Source organism: Salinadaptatus halalkaliphilus, from assembly GCF_006543045.1.
GTDB classification, from domain to species: domain Archaea; phylum Halobacteriota; class Halobacteria; order Halobacteriales; family Natrialbaceae; genus Salinadaptatus; species Salinadaptatus halalkaliphilus.
Window position 1 is genome coordinate 173,171 of the sequence record NZ_RBZW01000076.1, and the last position, 19,845, is coordinate 193,015.

The following is a 19,845-nucleotide window of genomic DNA, read 5'->3' on the forward strand; positions in this document are numbered from 1 at the left end:
GTATGACACTGCTCGTTCCCTACGACGGCTCCAGACTGGCACGGAAGGCACTCGAGAAGGCGGCGACGTTCGGCGAGTTACTCGAGGAGAGCATCGTCGTGCTGACGGTGATCCCGGACGACGAGGAGTACGCCCGCGAACGTGGCTGGATCACGCGGGGCGAGCCCTTCGATGCCGACGCGATCGAAGCGGGACTGCAGTCGCGAGCGAGCGAGGTCGCGCCCGAAGCGACGGTCGAAACCGAGCGGGTGAGCGCCGACGAACCGACCGCGACGGCGACGACGGAGGTCGTCCGTGAGATTCGTCGAGTTGCCGCCGAAATCGATGCCAGCGTCGTCTTCATCGGCTCGGAAAACGCCGGCTCGGTGATCGCACCCCAATCGAGCGTCGGCAGTCCCGTCGCCAGCGACCATCGCTACGACGTCTACGTCGTTCGCGAACCCGGCGAGCCGGCCGATCCCGAAGAGATCACCGACATCGATTCGACGACCGAATGAGACGGATTGCTGTAGCGACTGCCCCCAGAAACCCACGGCAGTTCGCCGCCGGAGGAACGTTTATTCCCCTGACTCCCGTCAGTTCGAACGATATATGGACGATGGGAACGGCCGGGGGCGGACGCATCCAGCGCCGACCGGCTCACCCCGCGATCCTCCCGCATCGTTCGCCGAGCAGGCGACCGTTTCGAACGGAGGAATTCACGAAGAATTCGACGCGAACTGGCCCGACTGCTGGGATCGAGCAGCCGAACTCCTGTCGTGGATCGAGCCCTACGATACCGTGCTCGACGACGAGGACGCGCCGTTTTATCGGTGGTTCACTGGCGGGAAGCTAAACGCTGCAGCCAACTGCGTGGATCGCCACGTCGAGCAGGGCCGCAAGACGCACACGGCAATCCGGTGGGAGGGTAAACGCGGTGAGCGGGCGACCTACACGTATCAGGACCTCTACGTTGCGATCAACGAGATTGCCGCTGGCCTTCGCGAACTTGGCGTCGAAACCGACGATGTCGTGACGATCTATCTGCCGATGATTCCGGAGTTACCGATCACGATGCTTGCGTGTGCACGCATCGGCGCGCCACACAGCGTCGTCTTCGCGGGGCTCTCGGCGGACGCGCTGGCGACGCGCATGGACGCCGCCGAGAGCGAGTATCTCATCACCTGCGACGGTTACTATCGACGGGGCGACGCGTTCAATCAGAAGAGCAAGGCAGACAACGCCCGACTCGCACTCGAGCAGGACGTTCGGACGGTCGTCGTCGATCGCCTCGGCGAGGATCTCCCTCACGTTCTCGGTGACGCCGAGTGGGACTATCACGAACTGCAGGCGACACACGCCGGCGAGACGGTCGAACCGGTCGCGCGAGACGCCGAGGATATGCTATTTTTGATGTACACGTCGGGGACGACCGGCGAGCCGAAAGGGGTCGTCCACACGACTGGGGGGTATCTCTCCCACGTCGCCTGGACGAGTCGGGCCGTGTTGGATATCGAACCCGAAGACACCTACTGGTGTGGGGCCGACATCGGCTGGATCACAGGGCATTCGTACATCGTCTACGGGCCGCTGGCACTCGGCACGACGACGGTGATGTACGAGGGAACGCCGGATTATCCGGATCGGGACCGGCTCTGGGAGATCATCGACCGAAACGCTGTCGACGTTTTTTACACCGCGCCGACGGCCGTCCGTGCGTTCATGAAGTGGGGCGCCGAGTATCCGGGCCGCTACGATCTCTCCTCGCTGCGGCTGCTTGGCACCGTCGGCGAACCGATCAGCCCGCGCCCGTGGAACTGGTATCGCGAACACGTCGGCGGCGGCGAGTGTCCGATCGTCGATACCTGGTGGCAGACCGAGACCGGTGCGATACTGGTTTCGACGCTGCCGGGTGTCGACGAGATGAAACCGGGGGCTTCGGGCCGACCCCTGCCGGGGATCGACGCCCAAGTCGTCGACGCGGACGGGACGCCGGTCGCGGCCGGCGACACCGGCTATCTCACCATCACTCGTCCCTGGCCCGGTATGGCTCGAACGCTGTACGACGGCGACGAGCGATTCGTCAGGGAGTACTGGGAACGGTTTTCCGACCCCGACACCGACGACTGGAACTACTTCAGCGGCGATACTGCCTGTCTCGACGAGGACGGCTACATCACCGTTCTCGGGCGGGTCGACGACGTGATTTCCGTTGAGGGCAAGCAGCTGAGCTCGATGGAAATCGAAAGCGCGATCACCAGCGTCGACGGCATCGCGGAGGCCGCCGTCGTCGGCCGCTCGAGCGATAGCGGCGACGAAACCGATATTTACGCGTACGTAAGTACCGAACGCGGCTACGACGGCACCGACGTTCGGGCCTCGATCGTCGGGAACGTCGAGTCGGTGATCGGCGAGGCCGCGGTCCCTCGTGACATCGTCTTCACGCCGGAACTCCCCAAGACGCGCTCGGGCAAGATCATGCGGCGCTTGCTCGAGGATATCGCCAACGGCGAGTCGCTGGGTGATACGAGCGCGCTTCGCAACCCCGAAATCGTCGGCGAGATTCAGGCCGAGCGCGATGGTCGGTGACGTTTCGCCGTTTCAAACGTGGCGAAACGAGTCTCGACGAATTGCGACGCGTCTCTCCACAGATATGAGGATAGAGCGGGGAGAGAGACGATACAATTATGTTCGCGCCTATAGAAAGGGCGAACTATGTCTCTCGAGGGGGCCGTCGACACCGTCCTCTCGCCGCGACAGTACGAGTCGTTACTCGACGCCGCCGAAACCTATCGCGAAGCGTTGGTCGTCCGACTCTGCGGCGACGTCGGTCTCCGCCCGGCGGAGCTGGCCGAATTGACGATCGGCGATATCGAACAGGTGCGAATGGAGCCGCCGCGGTACCTCGTTCGGGTTCCGTCGGTGGGCGATCGCGACGGTCGAACTGCGTATCTCCCGACGCGGGTCGAACGCGAGCTGCGTCGCTACGCGCGATCGAACAGTCTGTCGGCGGACGATCCAATTTTCTCGGTGACGCCGCGACGACTGCAGATGCTCGTGGCCGACGTCGCCGACCGGGCGAGCGACCTGTTCGACGATCCCGAGCTTACAGACGTCTCCTCGAGTGAACTCAGACAGTACTTCGCGTACCGATCGCTTGTCGACCACGATGTCAACCCCCGCATCGTCAAATCCGCGGGCGGCTGGCAGAGCTTCGAGGCCCTCGAGACGTATCTTCCCGAGCCGACCGACACGGAGATCGTCGACAGCTTCGACGCCGTCGAACAGCCGTCGGGGACAGGACGGGAGGACGATCGCTCGACAGCCCGAACGGCCATCAGTGACGACAGCGTCGTTAGGCTGTTGCTCGCGGCCAGCGAGCAGTACGCACTCGTTCGGCTGGACGGCGACGGCTACGTCGAACGCTGGAACCGAAGCGGCGCGGCGCTGTTTGGCTACCGGGCCGGCGAAATCGTCGGGACCCACGTCTCGGCGTTCTACACCGACGACGCCGTGGACGACGGCATACCGGAACGGGCACTCGCCGCTGCGCTGGAGGAGTCGGGTCACGAGACCGAGGGGTGGCGAGTCCACAAAGACGGGAGCCAGTTTCGCGCGACCGAGGTCCTCACGCCGCTGCGAGACGACCGAGGACGTCACCGGGGATACGCCGTCTTCGTCCGGGACGTCTCGGAATACTACGACGACCTCGAGACGGTCCAGAGCCGCCGAGACGAACTCGAGGATCAGTACGCCGTCGCCCGGCGACACCGACAGCTATCCGAGTCCCTGCTCGCCTCGAACGACCATCAAGAGGTCGAAACGAACACCTGTACGTCGCTGGCCGACGGCTCGGCCTACGAGTTCGCCTGGATCGACCGGACGGCGCTTGCCGACCGACGAAACCAGTGGCGAGCCACAAGCGGGATCGAACCCGACGCCATCGACCGACTCGTTCCCGAGGGATGGCACGACATCGACGAGCCAGCGGCCGCCGGAACCGACGACGGCGGTACTCGATCCGACACCGACGACAAACAGCCCCTCGAGTCGGGTGCCGGCAATGCGATCTCGCCGGCAGTAACGGTCGAACGCGACGTAACGGGGCAACTCGACGGAACGACGTTTGCCGGTGCAATCGCACAGATCCCGCTACAGTATGGGGATACGACCTACGGCACCCTCTCGGTTGCGACCGACCGTTCGGATTCCTTCGACGAGGAAGAACGACGCTGGCTGCGGACGATCGGGCGCCAAGTCGGCTACGCCATCACCGCCGTCCGACGGCGCAACCTCTTGCTGTCGGATCGCGTCGTCGAACTCGAGGTCGCCTGTCACGACGCGGCGTCGTTTTTTGCAAGCGCCTCCGAACAACTCGACTGTCGGTTCGAACTCGACTCACTCGTAGCACTCTCGGAATCGACCCAGCTGTACTACATGGGCCTCGAGGGAGCCTCGCCGGCGGCGGTGTTCGACCTCGCGGCGGGCGAACCCGACATCGGCGACTGCCGGCTGATCGAGACCGACGCCGACGGCTGGCGGGTCGAGTTCGTCGTCGAGGGCTCCTCGCCGACGCTGACGCTGACCGAGTACGGCGTCACGGTCGTCGACGCCGTCGTCGAAGACGGGACGGCGACGATCACCGGCGAGTGTGCACTCGACGCCGACATCAGAACGATCGTCGACGGCCTCCGGGCGGCGTTTCCGGCGTCGGAACTCGTCGGCAAACGCGAGGCCGAACGGACCGTCCAAACCGCCCGCGAGTTCAGGGAGGGCCTCGAGGATCGGCTAACGGATCGCCAGGAGGCTGCACTTCGAGCGGCGTACTTCGGCGGCTACTACGACTGGCCGCGAGAGAGTACGGCCGAGGAAGTCGCCGACGCGATGGACATCTCCTCGCCGACGCTTCACAATCACCTCCGGAAGGGCCAACACGAACTCCTGCGGACGTTTTTCGACGAACCGACGGCCGAATCAGAACAGAATCGTACCGAGTGAGATCGACGACTCGAGCCGGGTTTTCGGACGATTGCAGTAGGTTTGCAGGCAGTATCGGGAGCTGACTACTGGCCGATCGCCTGCACTAATCTTCTAGAGTTTCGTGTTGGTTCGGCAGTCGATGCCGGTCGGCGGGCCGCTCGAAACACGATCGTTCGCTACTCACTGCGCGATCAGATCGGCATCGTGCGCCATTCCACGCGAATAAATATGAAAGAATAGCCGATCGACGACGATCGGCCGCACGATAACCCGGATGGTTTTGCACAGCTAGAGCCTCGCTTTACTATGCTCGTACTGCATTGAATTGATGTAGCATGTCACAGGACGAAGCCAATCTCGAGGCGCGACTCGAGGGGCAAGCGGCGTTTGAGCCCCCCGAGTCGTTCGTCGAGCAGGCAAACGTATCCGATCCGGGGATCTACGACGAGTTCGAGGAGAACTGGCCCGACTGCTGGGAGCGTGCGGCCGATCTCCTCTCGTGGGACGAGCCCTACGACACGGTGCTCGAGGACGACGACGCGCCGTTTTACGAGTGGTTCACCGGCGGCGAGTTGAACGCCTCGTACAACTGTCTCGATCGCCACGTCGAGGACGGTGCGAAGAATCGCGCGGCGATCAAGTGGGAGGGTGAGTTAGGCGAGACGCGAACGTACACCTACGGGGAGCTGTTGAACGAGGTCGAAGCGTTCGCGGCGACGCTGCGGGACCTCGGCGTCGAGGAAGACGACGTCGTGACGCTGTACATGCCGATGATTCCGGAGCTGCCGATCGCGATGCTCGCGTGTGCACGCATCGGCGCCCCACATAGCGTCGTCTTCGCCGGCTTCTCCGCGGACGCGCTCGCGACGCGGATGAACTCGGCCGACAGCGAGTATTTGGTCACCTGTGACGGCTATTACCGTCGCGGGGACGCCCTCGATCACATCGAGAAGGCAAACGAGGGGCTCGCCGACGTCGACCACGACGTATCCGACGTCGTGGTCGTCGATCGACTCGGCGACGCGCTCGAGCACTCGCTTGCCGACAACCAGTGCGACTACGACGAGTTAGTCGAGGCCAACGCGGGGGCGTCGGTCGAGCCGGTGTCACGGGATGCGGAGGACATGTTGTTCCTGATGTATACGTCGGGAACGACGGGCAAGCCAAAGGGGGTCAAACACACGACGGGTGGCTATCTGGCCTACACGGCCTGGACGAGTCACTCGGTCCTGGACATCGAGCCGGAAGACACCTACTGGTGTTCGGCCGATATCGGCTGGATCACGGGCCATTCCTACATCGTCTACGGGCCGCTCGCGCTTGGCACGACGACGGTGATGTACGAGGGGACGCCCGACTACCCCGAGAAGGACCGGCTCTGGGAGATCGTCGAGAAGAACAGCGTCGACATCTTCTACACCGCCCCGACGGCGATTCGGGCGTTCATGAAGTGGGGGAGTCAGTATCCCGAGGAGTACGATCTCTCCTCGCTACGATTGCTGGGAACGGTCGGGGAACCGATCAATCCGCGCGCGTGGAAATGGTATTACAAGCATATCGGCGACGAAGCGTGCCCGATCGTTGACACCTGGTGGCAGACCGAGACGGGCGGGATGATGATCACGACGTTGCCGGGGATCAACACGATGAAACCCGGCTCCGCCGGACCGCCGCTGCCGGGAATCGACGCCCAAGTCGTCGACGCCAACGGCGACGAAATCGGCGCCGGGGAAGCGGGCTACGTGACCGTACAGAACCCGTGGCCGGGCATGTTGCGGACGCTCTATAACAACGACGAGCGGTTCATTTCGGAATACTGGGCGGAGTACTCCGACGAGGAGACCGACGAGTGGGTCTACTTCCCCGAGGACGGGGCGAAACTCGACGAGGACGGCTACATCACCATCCTCGGTCGCGTCGACGACGTGATCAACGTCTCCGGCCACCGGCTGGGGACGATGGAAATCGAGTCGGCCGTCGTCGGCGTCGAAGGCGTCGCCGAAGCAGCCGTCGTCGGCGGCGACCACGACGTCAAAGGCGAAGCCGTCTACGTCTACGCCATCCCCGAAGACGACTACGACGGCGACGACGAGTTACAAGAGCGCGCCGTCGAGGCCGTGCTCGATTCGATCGGCCCGATCGCGAAACCGGAAGACGTGATCTTCACGCCGGAACTCCCGAAGACGCGCTCGGGTAAAATCATGCGACGGCTGCTCGAGGACATCGCGAGCGGCAACGAACTCGGGAACACCTCGACGCTTCGAAATCCGGATGTCGTCGACGACATCGCCGAACAGGTAGGGGAGAACTAACCGAGCGGTCGATTTTATCGAACGAACCAAGCCACAGACTTTCCACCGAGACAAACTATGGCAGACAAAGACAAGCAAGAATCAGCAGAGGACGTCAGAACCGATGGCGGCCTCTCGGACGTTGAGCGCGAGAAACAGATCGATTATATGGACGTCGAGATCAACCTGTTGAAGCCGGCGACGCCGTTCATGCGGGACCACCAGCGGGTGATCCTGATCGGGTTCGCCATCTGGGTCGTCACCACGTTCGGGCCGATTACGGCGACGCGGCTCGCACCGGATGCGATGACGTCGACGATGCCGGTACTTGGCTTCCCGTTGCATTACTTCCTGATCGCGATCGTCGGGCCATCGGCCGCACTGATTCTATCGGTGTGGTACGCTCGCAAACGAGATCAGATCGACGACAAGTACGGTATCGAACAGCAGGTGTACGAACCCGAAACGACCGAGACTGTGCCGGACGATGCGGCGGCGGCTGATGGAGGTGTAAGCGAATGATAGACGCGCTCGCGGTGACGCCGGAACTCGCGACGGTTCCGCTACAGGCGTCAGAAGAACTGCTACCGGAGGGGCTCGACATTTCGTTCAAGGCCGCTCCCGCAGTCATCGTCGTGTTGATGATGCTGTCGTTCCTCGTGGCTGGCTTCTTCTACAGGGTCGCTAACACGGACGACATGTGGGTCGCCGGCCGCTCGATCGGGAACGTCGAGAACGGGATGGCGATCGGCTCGAACTGGATGTCGGCCGCGTCGTATCTCGGAATGGCGGCGCTGATCGCCCTTTCGGGGGTTTACGGCCTCGCATTCGTCGTCGGCTGGACCACGGGATATTTCATCCTGCTAATCTTCATGGCCGCGCAGATGCGCCGATTCGGGAAATACACCGCACCGGACTTCGTCGGGGACCGATTCAACTCCGACACCGCCAGAGCGCTGGCCGCGGTCACCACGTTCCTCATCGGACTCGTGTACGCGCTCGGACAGGCCCGTGGGATGGGACTCGTCGGGATGTACATCCTCGGTGACTGGTCTGCCATCACTGGCGGCACGCTGAGTGCCTACCAGACGATGATGGTCCTGTTCATGGTCGTCACCATTGCGTACCTCGCGCTATCCGGGATGCTGGGAGCGACCAAGAACATGGTGCTTCAGTACGTTATTCTGATCGTCGCGTTCCTCGTCGGCCTGCTCGTTACGGGCTGGACCACCGGGTACACGACCATCCTGCCACAGATCGAGTACGGGCTGTTGATCGACCAGCTCGGCAACGAGTTCTCCGATCCCTTCGCCGGTGGGAGCTACTACCTCTGGATCGCGACCTGTTTCAGCCTGATCTTCGGGACCTGCGGACTGCCCCACGTCCTGGTCAGGTTCTACACGGTCGAGAACGAACGGATCGCCCGCTGGTCGTGCACCTGGGGGCTGTTCTTCATCTGTCTGCTGTACCTGAGTGCACCCGCGTTCGCGGCGATCGGAACGCTCCTGTTCAGCGAGAACATCACAGCCGCCTACGGCGACCCCGGCATGACCGACGTCGCCGGTGACGTGATCGTCGTCCTGGCCGCACAGCTCGCCGGGTTACCGGAGTGGTTCGTGGGCATCGTGGCCGCCGGCGGTATCGCGGCGGCGATTGCGACCACGGCCGGCCTGTTCATCGCCGCGTCGTCTGCCATTTCACACGACATCTACGCGAACATCATCAACGAAGACGCGACCCAGCGCCAGCAAGTCCTGATCGGGCGCCTGAGCATCGTCCTGCTGGGCGTGCTGACGATCATCATGACGCTTGATCCGTCCGCACCGATCGCCGCGCTCGTCTCCTTTGCGTTCGCACTCGCTGCGATCGTGCTGTTCCCGATGTTCTTCCTCGGGCTCTGGTGGGAGCGCACCAACCGACAGGGTGCACTCGCCGGCATGGTCATCGGACTGATCATCTGGACCATCCCGATGCTCAACGAAGGACATCTCATGAACGAACCGTGGGGCATCGAGTGGCTCGCGACCTGGGTGCCGGCGATCGGTTCCGGACTGATCGGCGTCCCAGTCGTCTTCGCCGTCGTCATCGTCGTCTCGCTGCTCACTGACGACCCGCCACTCGAGACCAAACAGATGGTCCGACAATGTCACAGCCCAGATCCGATGCCGAAAGACAAGACTGCGGCGGATATCGTCGCCGAAAAGAACGGAAACGCACCAGCCGACGACTAACCAATGTACGAACGCATACTCATTCCGACGGACGGCAGCAACGTCGCACAGGCAGCGGTCGACAGCGCAATCGATCTCGCCGAGAGGTACGACGCAGAGATCCACGCGTTGTTCGTCGCCGATACCGACGCAGTGGCGTACGGTCTCGGTACCGAACAGGTCGATCGGATCCGACAAGGGAACTTCGAGGGGATGACCGAGTTACGCGAGGACGCCACGGAAGCAACCAGTTACGTGACCGAACAGGCCGAGAAAGCAGGCGTCGCGGCGGTCGAGCACCACGCGGGGGGACAACCCCACCGGATGATTGCCAACTACGCAGACGATCACGAAATCGACCTCATCGTGATCGGTAGCCACGGTCGCTCGGGCGTCCGGCGTGCGTTGCTCGGCAGCGTCACCGAACGCGTCCTTCGATCCACGCACACCCCGGTGCTGGTCGTCGACTACCAGGAAGACGACTGATACGGTCGCGTGGAACGACGTCCCGGTGGCCCCGCAGGGCGGTCGCGGGCACACCGGCATCGACCCACAGCAGACCGTCTGAACGGACGAACGCGCAAGACTGACGTACGACCGTTTCTTTCCACAGACTATGATCGAACTCGTACGACACTCGCGGTGTGAAACGCCACGATGAGTCTCACTGACCGCCTTCGCGAGCACGTTCGTGACAACCGTGGGGGAATGCTGTACGACCTGATGTTCGCCGTCGTCTGGGTCGGCCTGGTTAGCTTTCTGTTCGACGTCGTCTTTACCGACGCACCCCGGTGGGCGTTCTACATGTTCATGCTCGCCGGCATTCCCGCCTACTTCGGCTTTTTCATCTCGCTCGAGATCGCGAAAAACCAGTGATACGGTTTCCTGTGAGTCATTTCCGGCGCAACCGCGACCCGAGCAGCGGTTGCGTCGGTACATCGTTACAGTAATCCGTATGACTCGTCGAGAAGGCGCCGGCCAGATCCGATTAGGCGGCGTCTTTGCTCGCAATCGCTCGCTGTCGCAGCCACACACAGAGGAGACTGGCGAGGGCGAAGATCACCGGCGTCGCTAGATCACTCGCCGAACCCGACACAGCCTGCGAAACGGTCATGCCAGCCAGCAGCGCGAACAGAAACGCGAGCAGTCCCGTTATCGGGACCGCGAACCCGTCCGGAAATGCCGACGCACGCCCGCCGTTCGACTCGTTTCCCATACGCCGCCCGTTCGTCCGTCGCCGACTAAAACCTACGCATCGGTGACACTGGAAACGACACACACTCGAGCGTCGGTCACGACCGATCGAGGCTCACGCGGGCCCCGCCCTCGAGACCGGAAAGCGCCGCGACATCCTCGAGGACGGCGACGACGGTGACGGGCGCAGCGGCTCGCGGTTCGTCGTCGACGCTGGCTGGCGTCGGTCCCCAGAACAGACAGCACTTCTCGCCGGCAGGCCAGTAGGCGATCGCGCCTTCGGGAACGACTTCGCGTGCGTTCTCGTTCGAGACGGATATCGACGCGTCGAAGTAGAGTTCGTCACCCCAGCGGATCGCCTCGCCCGAGAGAGGAAGCGCGTTGGCAAACGCCGCCCGGGTTTCGGGCGCGTCGTCGGTCCAGGTCGCCTCGAGGTCGTACTCGCCGACGGTGACTCGAAGGTCGGTCATAGAACGAGCGACGGCAATGGACTACTTTTCGCCACCGATTCACCGTCGGCAGACTCATCGTTTGGTCTCGGTCTCGCGTTCCGGTTCGGGACCAGTAGGGATGCGTTCGACCGGTTTGCCACCAGTCCGTGCGCGTTCGATCGCCTCGAGGACTGCGTCGGGATCGTCGATCGTCCGTCGATCACAGCGAACGTCGAGCCATCCCGAACGCTCGAGGACGAGTTCGTCGTCGGTCAGCCGAACCGACTCGATCGCGTCCCACGGGACGACTTTCTGCGAGAGGGATTTCTCGAAGCGGAGACCGTGCTCGTGAACCGAGATCGTCGGCGGGTTCCACCGGTTCGTCGGATCGAAGTTCGCGTGGCGATCGGTCCAGACCGAGTACAGCAACGCGCCACAGTAGGCCGCGAAAAAGAGTCCGTAGAGCGAACCGGTTGCCAGTACCGAGGCGACGCTGGTCAGGAGACCGATCCCAAGAAACACGGTGCTGACGCTCCGGTGGGTAAGGATCCCACTTCGGTGCCAGTCCCACTGCGCGATCGGATCGTCGGGCGTCCGCGCGGCGGCGACGCGGTTTCGAGCCATCCGTGCGCCGCCGACCGCAAGCGGGGTCGTAAGCACGAACAGCAATCCGATGGCGAACCCGAGTCGCCACTCGAGGGTTACGAGACCGACGAGGTGGGCGAACCAGACCGAGCCGAGCGCGACCACCGGGAGGAACCAGACGAGTCGGCGACGGCGACTCCGACCGAGACGAACCGTCAGTCCGGACGTTCGGTTTACGAAGACGATACCGAGGACGGTCACGGCGGTGACGACGGTCGGAAACGTCGACAGGATGGTCGCGTTGTCCGCCCCGGCGACGACGCTCCCGAGCGTGACGACGCCGGCGACGATCACGCCGACGTAGAACGCGAGCGCCGCCGTAAAGCCGAGACTAGAGCCGTCGAAATCGGCCAACTCCGGGACCTGCTGGGTGGCCATATGAATCGGTCCACGCCGTCGATGATAATGCTACCGAACTGACGACTCGAGGGCCGCGGCGAGATTCCTGGGACCGACCCTCGCCGTTGTAACCACCCTGTCACACGGACCGGCGTACTGCTCTCGGCAGGGATCGAAGCGAGTGAGTCACTTTGGCAGGGTGTGGCAATCCGAGCCGATAGCGAAGCCGATCCTGGCGTTTGAACGGCTCGAAGACTGCCGGCTCTTGGAGCTCCCAGATCCGTGCCGGGTCGTCATAGCCGTGGCGCTCGAGGATGGCGTTTGCGGCCCGGCGTCCGGCTTCGGCCGCGGATTCCATCGAAGCCAGGTCGGTGTTCGTTCGAACGTAGTCCCCGGCGATCGAGAGGTTTTCGACGGCAGTATCGGCGGGCGGTCGATGTCGAAGCGATCCGGCGGTGTTGATCAACAGCGGCGATCGGTTCTCGACGCCGCTTTCGGTCTCGACGAGAGCGGGATCCAAGAACCACTCGACGAGCGCATCCTCGGGGAGTCTGGTGCCGTTCGTGTTGAGATGGGACTGCACCTGCGTCCAGATTTCCTCGGCGATCTCCTCGCGCGTACAGTTCCTCGCCGACTTCTCGTAGACCACGCCGGGTGTGTCCCACTCCGACGCGATGACCGAGAGCACACCCTCGACCTGGTCGGGAGCCCGTCGGTCGATGGCAGCGACGTCCCAGAACTGCCGCTGTGAGATCGAGGTCAGTGCCCATGGCGACTCCGTGTAGACCTGATGGCCCCGCGTGAGTTCGACGTCGTCGTCGAGATAAAACTGGATACCGTTCATCCACGCGGTATCGAGGCGGTCGATTCCTGCGAGTGCCGGTGCCGCTCGGGCGAGCGACGGGGTGACGAACTCGGGAGCGACGTGGACCGGAACCGCAAGGACGAACTCGTCAGCGGCGACGGTGCGGCCATCTTCGAGCACGGCGGTCGACACCCGGTCTCCGTCGAGGGTCAGGTCGGCGACCGGCGTCGCCGCGTGTAGATCGACCCCGAGTTCCGTCAACCGATCGATCCAGGGATCGATCCACACGTCGTTCGTCGGTCCGTTCAGCACTCGCTCGGCAGGCCGGGTTGGATCGAGCTGACCGAACAGTAACTGGAGATAGATTGTGCCGATCGTTCGAGCGCTGCCGACCTGTGGCCGGAGCGCTACCAGCGACTGTGTCGCGTAGGCGAGGCGATCACGGAATTCGGGCGAGCGGTGCTCGGCATCGACGAACTCCCACCAGGACATCGCCTCGAGTTCCGTTTCGCGCCGCTTTCGACACGCCGTCAGCAGGTAGCAAAGTCGTTCGAGGAGGAATCGAACGTCGCGACGGGGGAGGTCATCCGCGAACGCGGGTTGCAGGCGCTGGAACCACTCCCGGACCGTCGTCGGCGTCCCGGTTTCGCCGAGCCGATCGGGTCGGCTGATGCCTGCGATTAGCGTCTCGCTCGTCGGCACCAAATTGTCCGCGACGGTTCCGTTTCCGTCCGGTATCCGTGCCATCGTGTCGACGACGTGGCGATAGAACGCCGGAAAGAACCGGAAGCCGTGTTCGCCATGAAGCGTCCCCTCGCCGTCGATCGGCATCGATCTGGCCTTCCCGCCGAACCGCGCTCTCGCCTCGAACAGGCTGACGTCGACCCCTCGCTCGGCGAGTTCGTGTGCCGCCGACAGACCGCCGACACCGCCGCCCAGAACAGCGACTTGCGTCATTGACGGAGGTCAGAGCCCGACAGTTGTAAACGCAGCCCCAAACAGTGATGTGCGGACTCCCCACACTGGTACTGCAGACTCGAGTCCGGCGGTGTGGGAGTCCCTGTCTCGTCGACTCCCCTCCGAAACCGTTTTCAACTGCTCACGCGCACACTCGGTATGCCGACGGAATCGGACACTCATTATGACCCCGAACTGGGGAACAAGTTCATCTTCGTCACCGGCGGCGTCATGTCGGGACTGGGCAAGGGGATCACGGCCGCGAGCACCGGCCGGCTCCTCAAAAACGCCGGGTTCGACGTCACCGCGGTCAAGATCGACCCGTATCTGAACGTCGACGCGGGGACGATGAATCCCTACCAGCACGGGGAGGTCTATGTCTTAGAGGACGGCGGCGAGGTCGACCTCGATCTGGGGAACTACGAGCGGTTCCTCGATATCGACATGACCTCGGACCACAACATCACCACCGGGAAGACCTACCAGCACGTCATCGAGAAAGAGCGTGCCGGCGACTATCTCGGGAAGACGGTCCAGATCATCCCGCACGTTACGGACGACATCAAGCGGCGGATCCGGGAGGCCGCCGAAGGTACTGACGTCTGTCTCATCGAGGTCGGCGGCACCGTCGGGGACATCGAGGGGATGCCCTACCTCGAGGCATTGCGCCAATTCGCTCACGAGGAACCCGAGGAGAACGTCCTCTTCGCCCACGTCACCCTCGTCCCCTACTCGAAAAACGGCGAACAGAAGACGAAACCGACCCAACACAGCGTCAAGGAGGTGCGCTCGATCGGCCTCCAGCCCGACGTGATCGTCGGCCGTTGTGAGGACCGTCTGGATCCCGAAACGAAAGAGAAAATCGCGCTCTTTTGTGACATCCCGACCGACGCGGTGTTCTCGAACCCCGACGTCGAGGACGTCTATCACGTCCCGCTGATGGTCGAGGAAGGGGGCCTGGACCAGTACGTTTTAGAGCACTTCGGGATGGCCGAGGAGGCCCTGCCACCGGCCGATCGCACGAGCGACTGGCGCGAGACGGTCACGACCGAGAAGGAAGGCACCGTCGATGTCGCGCTCGTCGGCAAGTACGACTTGGAGGATGCCTACATGTCGATCCACGAGTCGCTGAAACACGCCGGCTTCGAGGTCGGCGTCGACGTCGATGTCCACTGGGTGCCGGCCGACGACCTGGCCGACGGCCACGACGGCCAACTCGAGGGGACCGACGGCGTCATCGTCCCCGGCGGCTTCGGGATGCGCGGCTCCGAAGGCAAGATCGAGGCCGTCCGCTACGCCCGCGAGAACGACATTCCCTTCCTCGGGCTCTGTCTGGGCTTCCAGATGGCCGTCGTCGAGTACGCCCGCAACGTGCTGGGCCTCGAGGGCGCTCACTCCGCGGAGATGGACGAGGAGACGCCCCATCCCGTCATCGACATCCTGCCCGAGCAGTACGAGGTCGAGGACATGGGCGGGACGATGCGCCTGGGCGAGCACACGACCGTCATCGAGCCGGAGACGCTCGCCTACGACCTCTACGACGATACGTCCTGTTCGGAGCGCCACCGCCACCGCTACGAGGTCAATCCGGAGTACTTCGACGCCTTCGAGGACGAGCCCCTGACGTTCTCGGGCACCGCGGGCAACCGGATGGAGATTCTCGAACTCGAGGACCACCCCTACTTCCTCGGGACGCAGTTCCACCCCGAGTACACGTCCCGACCCGGCCAGCCGAGCCCGCCGTTTTTGGGCCTGGTCGAGGCCGTCACCGCGGCCGAAGAACACGACGATGCAGACGGTCAATCGATCGGCAAGACGGACGGTCAGACAGCCGACGACACCGAAACGGAGGTTACCCACTAATGGTAGACACTGAGACGTTCGTTCCAGACGCAGTCGAAGAGATCGAAGCCGAAATCGGCGACGCAAACGCCGTCATCGCCCTCTCGGGCGGGGTCGACTCGAGCGTCGCCGCCGCGCTGGCCTACGAGGCTATCGGCGACCGACTCACGCCGGTCTACGTCGACACCGGCCTGATGCGGAAAGGCGAGACCGACCAGATCCGCGAGACGTTCGACTACATGGAGTCGCTGCGGATCGTCGACGCGAAAGATCGCTTCCTCGAGGCGCTTGCCGGCGTCACGGACCCCGAACAGAAGCGGTCGGTCATCGGCGAACAGTTCATTCGGGAGTTCGAGCGCGAAGCGACAGACGCCGATGCCGATTACCTCGTCCAGGGGACGATCTACCCCGACCGCATCGAGAGCGAGGGCGGGATCAAATCACACCACAACGTCGGCGGCCTCCCCGATGTCGTCGACTTCGAGGGCATCGTCGAACCCGTTCGTGACCTCTACAAGGACGAAGTTCGGGAGGTCGCGCGCCACCTCGGCTTAGACGAGATCGTCGCCGAGCGGATGCCGTTCCCCGGTCCCGGACTCGCCGTGCGGGTCATCGGGGAGGTCACCGAGGAGAAACTCGCGGTCGCCCGCCACGCCTGTCACGTGGTCGAAGAGGAACTCGAGGAGTACGAACCGTGGCAGGCCCTCGCGGCGGTCATCGGGAAGGCGACGGGCGTCAAAGGCGACAACCGCGTCCACGGCTGGGTCGTTTCCGTTCGCTCGGTCGAGTCCCGCGACGGGATGACCGCCCGCGCCCAGGAGATCGACTGGGAGACCCTCCAGCGCATCCAGTCTCGCATTACGGGCCAGAACGACAACGTCGCCCGCGTCGTCTACGACGTGACCCACAAACCGCCCGCGACCATCGAGTACGAATGAGTATGGACGCTATCGTCGCCGGACCGGACGAGGACGACATTGGCGCGGCTCTCGAGGCCGAAGGCGTCGCCGTCTCCCGGCTCGACGGCGTCATCAGCCGACCCGAACTCGAGGAGGCGGGCGCGCTCGAGGCCGATCTGTACGTGCTCACCGACCTCGATCAGGCGACGACGATCCCGATCGTCTGCGATCTGAACGACGACGTTCGGACCGTCGTCTACGCGAATCGGACGATTCCGGAGTTCGTCTCGGCCCAGCTGGATCTCGCGATCGATCCGAAGTTGATGGACGCGAGCGTCGTCGCCGACGAGTTAGCCACGCAGTGACGGGGCGGTCCTCATGATCGCGACGAGTATCACGCTCGCTGCAGGCGCCGTCTTCGGACTGGCACTCGCCGCACCGCCGGGCCCGATGAACGCCATCATCGCCGAGGAGAGCGTCGTCCGCGGCTGGACCGCCGGCTTTTCGGCCGGCCTCGGCGCGATGGCCGCCGACGTGCTCTTTTTCGTCCTGACGCTCGCCGGCGTCGTCGCCGTCATCGACCACTATCCGGCGGTCCGGCCGTTGCTCTATTTCGGCGGCGGCCTGCTCATGCTGTACTTCGCGGTCGGCGCGATCGAGGAAGCCAGAGCCGCCGCCTCCTTTACCGACGGCGGGCAGGACACCTCGAGCGGCTTTCGCAAGACGTTCGCGCTCTCGTTGACCAATCCGTACCAGATCGGCTTTTGGGTGACTGTCGGCGTCGGCTTGCTCGAGGCGGGCACCCTCGACGTGTTGGCCTACGTCCCGGCACTTGGCGAGGCCCTCGCGGGAACGCTCGTCGTCCAGACCGGGTCGCCGTCGCTACTGGTCGGTTTCTTCGCGGGCATCGCCGTCTGGATCGTCGTCTACCCGGCGGCGCTGGTCTCGGCGGGCCGGCGCATCGACGCCGCCGCACCGATCGTCGCCGCGGGAAGTGCCGTCGTCCTGGTCGGCTTCGGACTCGGCTTTCTGGCGATGGGTGCGCTTCGAGTCGTCTGATCGGGAACCCATAGACGGTTGTTGGCGATCTGTTTTTGCCTGGAGCTACTCGTCTCGAGTCGGGTCTATGCCCACGGATCGTCGGAGTCGTCGGAGTCGTCGGAGTCGTCGGAGTCGTCGGAGTCGTCGGAGTCGTTGGACTCGGACATCGCGCTCGAGTCGCCATTCGAATCAGTATCATCGTGCCGGCCGTCGTCGACCGATCGCCCGCCGGTTGTCGATTCATCGTCCCAGCCCGACGACGCACCCCAACTGGGCGAGTCGTCCCAGGAATCCGTCTCGGAGTCGGTCGGCTCACTCGAGTCGCCCCACCCAGTCGAGTTCTGAGTGGTACCTGTGGTCCCGCGGTGACTCCCCGTTGTCCCGGCCACAGATCGAACCGCACCGCGTTGGTCGGGGATGAGATCCAGCGTCTCGTCGGTGTCGCCCAGCAACAAGAGTGCGTAGTACCGGACGTAGCTCCGGACGGGCGCCTCGAGCAAGGACAGCGCGTACGAGTAGGCGAGACCGCCGAGGATGGCGAGTGCACCGACGACGTAGATGAAGGCAGGATCCCCTTCGTTCACCAGGGCGAGGACGAACAGACTCACGAAGAGTCCGATGACCATCGCGAAAATGCCGATGAACGCGAAGACGATCCAGAGGCCGGCACCGATTACCCAGCCGACGGCGAGGAAGGCGAGCGTCGCGGTCCAGTTCGATCGAAGCGCCGGCGCGACGCGTCGCCAGCCGTCGATCGGCCCGCGGTTCTCGAGGAGCATGACCGGCACGACGAAGGCCGTCGTCAGGGTATAGACGATCCACAACCCGACGTAGCCGACGAACCCGACGCCGAGCATCGTCAGGATCTGGCCGGCAGTCACGTCGTCGACGCCGTCGACGTTCCCGCCGAGGACGAACACGGCAGCCACGCTCGCGAGGACGGCGACGAAAGCCAGCCAGAGCCCCGCCCGAAACAGAAGCAACCAGAGGGCCTCTCGGAGGTTCTGACCGGCGTCCGATCGGACGGATACTGTCTCCGAACGGAGCGATTCGACGAAGACGAACTCGAAGACGGCAGCGAGGTACCGAAAGCCGACGTAGAGGGAGAGGCCGGCCACGACGAGCGCCGCCTCGAGGCCGAGTCCAGTGAGTGATTCGAACTGGGCTGCGATCGGTTCGGTATCGACGCCGGTAAACTGGTTCGAAAACCCGAGACCGCCGATAACGAGGACGACAGCCGCGAGTTTGAGATAGTCGACGAATCCGAGTACACCGAGATAGCGCTTCGTGAGGTGGAGGGCGTCACCGAGGTCGTCAGCGGCGTACATGCTACTCTCGTAACTAGTGGCGGTTGATAAATATCGTTCGATGACGCGTCGAAAACCAGCGACGACGGTCGACGGTTATCCGATCGCCGCGATTTCGTCCTCGAGCCACTCTCGGAACCACGTCACGCGTTTCAGGCGCTGGTGGGCGATGCTCTCTGCGGTGTCACTTTGGACGCGCGAGGCGGCATCGTAACCCCGCTCGAGGACCCGATCGACCATCTCGTCGGCGTCCATGTGGGTACGGGCTTCATAGCCCATGCGCAACAGCATGAGGACGGTGCCGTTGGCCCCGACCTTATCGAGCAGATCGGCCTCGATGAGCGACTGCGTCTCACGCGAGAGGTCGGTCAGATCGCCCTGATAGGAGTGATGTTCGATCGCGCGACACACCTGTTGGATGAACGACTCTGGATACTCGGCGCGGGCTTCCAAGTACTCGCGAGCGACGCGGGCGCCGGCCTCGGCGTGGAGTTCCTGGTCGGTCTCGAGTTTGGCAACGTCGTGAAAGAGGGCGGCAACGCGCGTGATATCGACATCGGCACCCTCCTCGCGAGCGATCTCTTCGGCGAGTGCGACCACGTTGAGGATGTGGTTGTGACGGTACTCCGCGGAGTGCCACGGGTACCAGCGCATGCGACCGCCTTCGGTCTCCTTCTCGACGCTCGCTGCGAGATACTCGAAGACGAAGGCTTTCATCTCCTCGAACTCTTCGTCAGTTACCCTGGTCTCTTTTATTTCGACGCCCACGAAAGATCCCTCCGCAGTAAACGAACGATAGTCATTACTGGAATGTTCGATCGTTGCACTCTTTAGCCTTTGGTTCGGGCTAGTTCCGGTTTCGTTGACCGTCTCGAGGTCGAGACTTCGATCAGCTGTCGAGTGTCGTCGCTTGCGCTCGTCGGTT

18 protein-coding genes are annotated in these 19,845 nt (G+C 63.6%); 12 read left to right on the forward strand and 6 right to left on the reverse strand.

The window, feature by feature from the left end; genetic code table 11:
- Positions 1–2: 2 nt before the first annotated feature.
- The 8 genes from D8Y22_RS21015 (at position 3) to D8Y22_RS21050 (ending at position 10,336) form a co-directional block, all read left to right on the forward strand.
- Positions 3–497 (forward strand): universal stress protein, encoded by a 495-nt coding sequence (locus D8Y22_RS21015; protein ID WP_141466594.1) that lies wholly within the window; start codon positions 3–5, stop codon positions 495–497.
- 94 nt (positions 498–591) lie between these two features.
- Positions 592–2,568 (forward strand): acetate--CoA ligase, encoded by a 1,977-nt coding sequence (gene acs, locus D8Y22_RS21020; RefSeq protein ID WP_141466595.1) that lies wholly within the window; start codon positions 592–594, stop codon positions 2,566–2,568.
- Positions 2,569–2,694: 126 nt separating this feature from the next.
- On the forward strand, positions 2,695–4,977 hold the full coding sequence (locus D8Y22_RS21025; RefSeq protein ID WP_141466596.1) for a bacterio-opsin activator domain-containing protein: 2,283 nt from the start codon (positions 2,695–2,697) through the stop codon (positions 4,975–4,977).
- Positions 4,978–5,294: 317 nt separating this feature from the next.
- Positions 5,295–7,271, forward strand: a complete 1,977-nt coding sequence (acs, locus tag D8Y22_RS21030; RefSeq protein ID WP_141466597.1) for an acetate--CoA ligase — start codon at positions 5,295–5,297, stop codon at positions 7,269–7,271.
- Between the two features lie 57 nt (positions 7,272–7,328).
- Positions 7,329–7,772 carry a DUF4212 domain-containing protein gene (locus tag D8Y22_RS21035; RefSeq protein WP_141466598.1) on the forward strand — a complete coding sequence of 148 codons (444 nt, stop codon included), beginning with the start codon at positions 7,329–7,331 and terminating at the stop codon, positions 7,770–7,772.
- The gene (locus tag D8Y22_RS21040) at positions 7,769–9,481 is read left to right on the forward strand and encodes a VC_2705 family sodium/solute symporter (RefSeq protein WP_141466599.1); all 1,713 of its coding nucleotides are present in this window, start codon (positions 7,769–7,771) and stop codon (positions 9,479–9,481) included. The genes D8Y22_RS21035 and D8Y22_RS21040 overlap by 4 nt, the downstream gene beginning before the upstream one ends.
- Before the next feature lie 3 nt (positions 9,482–9,484).
- Positions 9,485–9,946 (forward strand): universal stress protein, encoded by a 462-nt coding sequence (locus D8Y22_RS21045; RefSeq protein ID WP_141466600.1) that lies wholly within the window; start codon positions 9,485–9,487, stop codon positions 9,944–9,946.
- A 171-nt stretch (positions 9,947–10,117) separates the two neighbouring features.
- Positions 10,118–10,336, forward strand: coding sequence for a hypothetical protein (locus D8Y22_RS21050; protein WP_141466601.1), 219 nt, complete (start codon positions 10,118–10,120; stop codon positions 10,334–10,336).
- A 112-nt stretch (positions 10,337–10,448) separates the two neighbouring features.
- Here the strand turns inward: D8Y22_RS21050 and D8Y22_RS21055 are convergent, their stop codons facing one another.
- The 4 genes from D8Y22_RS21055 to D8Y22_RS21070 all read right to left on the reverse strand — a co-directional run bounded on the left by D8Y22_RS21055 (position 10,449) and on the right by D8Y22_RS21070 (position 13,831).
- Positions 10,449–10,676, reverse strand: coding sequence for a hypothetical protein (locus D8Y22_RS21055; RefSeq protein WP_141466602.1), 228 nt, complete (start codon positions 10,674–10,676; stop codon positions 10,449–10,451).
- A 76-nt stretch (positions 10,677–10,752) separates the two neighbouring features.
- Positions 10,753–11,124, reverse strand: coding sequence for a cyclophilin-like family protein (locus D8Y22_RS21060; RefSeq protein WP_141466603.1), 372 nt, complete (start codon positions 11,122–11,124; stop codon positions 10,753–10,755).
- Positions 11,125–11,178: 54 nt separating this feature from the next.
- Positions 11,179–12,108: a PH domain-containing protein gene (locus D8Y22_RS21065; protein WP_141466604.1), complete on the reverse strand. Its 930-nt coding sequence runs from the start codon at positions 12,106–12,108 to the stop codon at positions 11,179–11,181.
- Positions 12,109–12,208: 100 nt separating this feature from the next.
- Positions 12,209–13,831 carry a hydroxysqualene dehydroxylase gene (locus tag D8Y22_RS21070; RefSeq protein WP_141466605.1) on the reverse strand — a complete coding sequence of 541 codons (1,623 nt, stop codon included), beginning with the start codon at positions 13,829–13,831 and terminating at the stop codon, positions 12,209–12,211.
- Between the two features lie 159 nt (positions 13,832–13,990).
- Here D8Y22_RS21070 and pyrG point away from each other — a divergent pair, with 159 nt between their 5' ends.
- From pyrG to D8Y22_RS21090, 4 genes are read left to right on the forward strand one after another with little or no spacing between them, the layout of a single operon-like run.
- Entirely contained in the window at positions 13,991–15,694 is a 1,704-nt protein-coding gene (gene pyrG / locus D8Y22_RS21075; protein WP_141466606.1) for a glutamine hydrolyzing CTP synthase, read from the forward strand.
- Positions 15,694–16,611 carry a glutamine-hydrolyzing GMP synthase gene (gene guaA, locus D8Y22_RS21080; RefSeq protein ID WP_141466607.1) on the forward strand — a complete coding sequence of 306 codons (918 nt, stop codon included), beginning with the start codon at positions 15,694–15,696 and terminating at the stop codon, positions 16,609–16,611. The genes pyrG and guaA overlap by 1 nt, the downstream gene beginning before the upstream one ends.
- The gene (locus tag D8Y22_RS21085) at positions 16,608–16,937 is read left to right on the forward strand and encodes a DUF7126 family protein (RefSeq protein ID WP_141466608.1); all 330 of its coding nucleotides are present in this window, start codon (positions 16,608–16,610) and stop codon (positions 16,935–16,937) included. Before guaA ends, D8Y22_RS21085 begins: the two co-directional genes overlap by 4 nt.
- A 13-nt stretch (positions 16,938–16,950) precedes the next feature.
- Positions 16,951–17,631 (forward strand): LysE family translocator, encoded by a 681-nt coding sequence (locus D8Y22_RS21090; RefSeq protein WP_174811937.1) that lies wholly within the window; start codon positions 16,951–16,953, stop codon positions 17,629–17,631.
- A gap of 65 nt (positions 17,632–17,696) precedes the next feature.
- Here the strand turns inward: D8Y22_RS21090 and D8Y22_RS21095 are convergent, their stop codons facing one another.
- The gene (locus D8Y22_RS21095) at positions 17,697–18,941 is read right to left on the reverse strand and encodes a DUF7544 domain-containing protein (RefSeq protein ID WP_141466609.1); all 1,245 of its coding nucleotides are present in this window, start codon (positions 18,939–18,941) and stop codon (positions 17,697–17,699) included.
- A 75-nt stretch (positions 18,942–19,016) separates the two neighbouring features.
- Entirely contained in the window at positions 19,017–19,688 is a 672-nt protein-coding gene (locus D8Y22_RS21100) for an HD domain-containing protein (RefSeq protein ID WP_141466716.1), read from the reverse strand.
- Positions 19,689–19,845 lie beyond the last annotated feature (157 nt).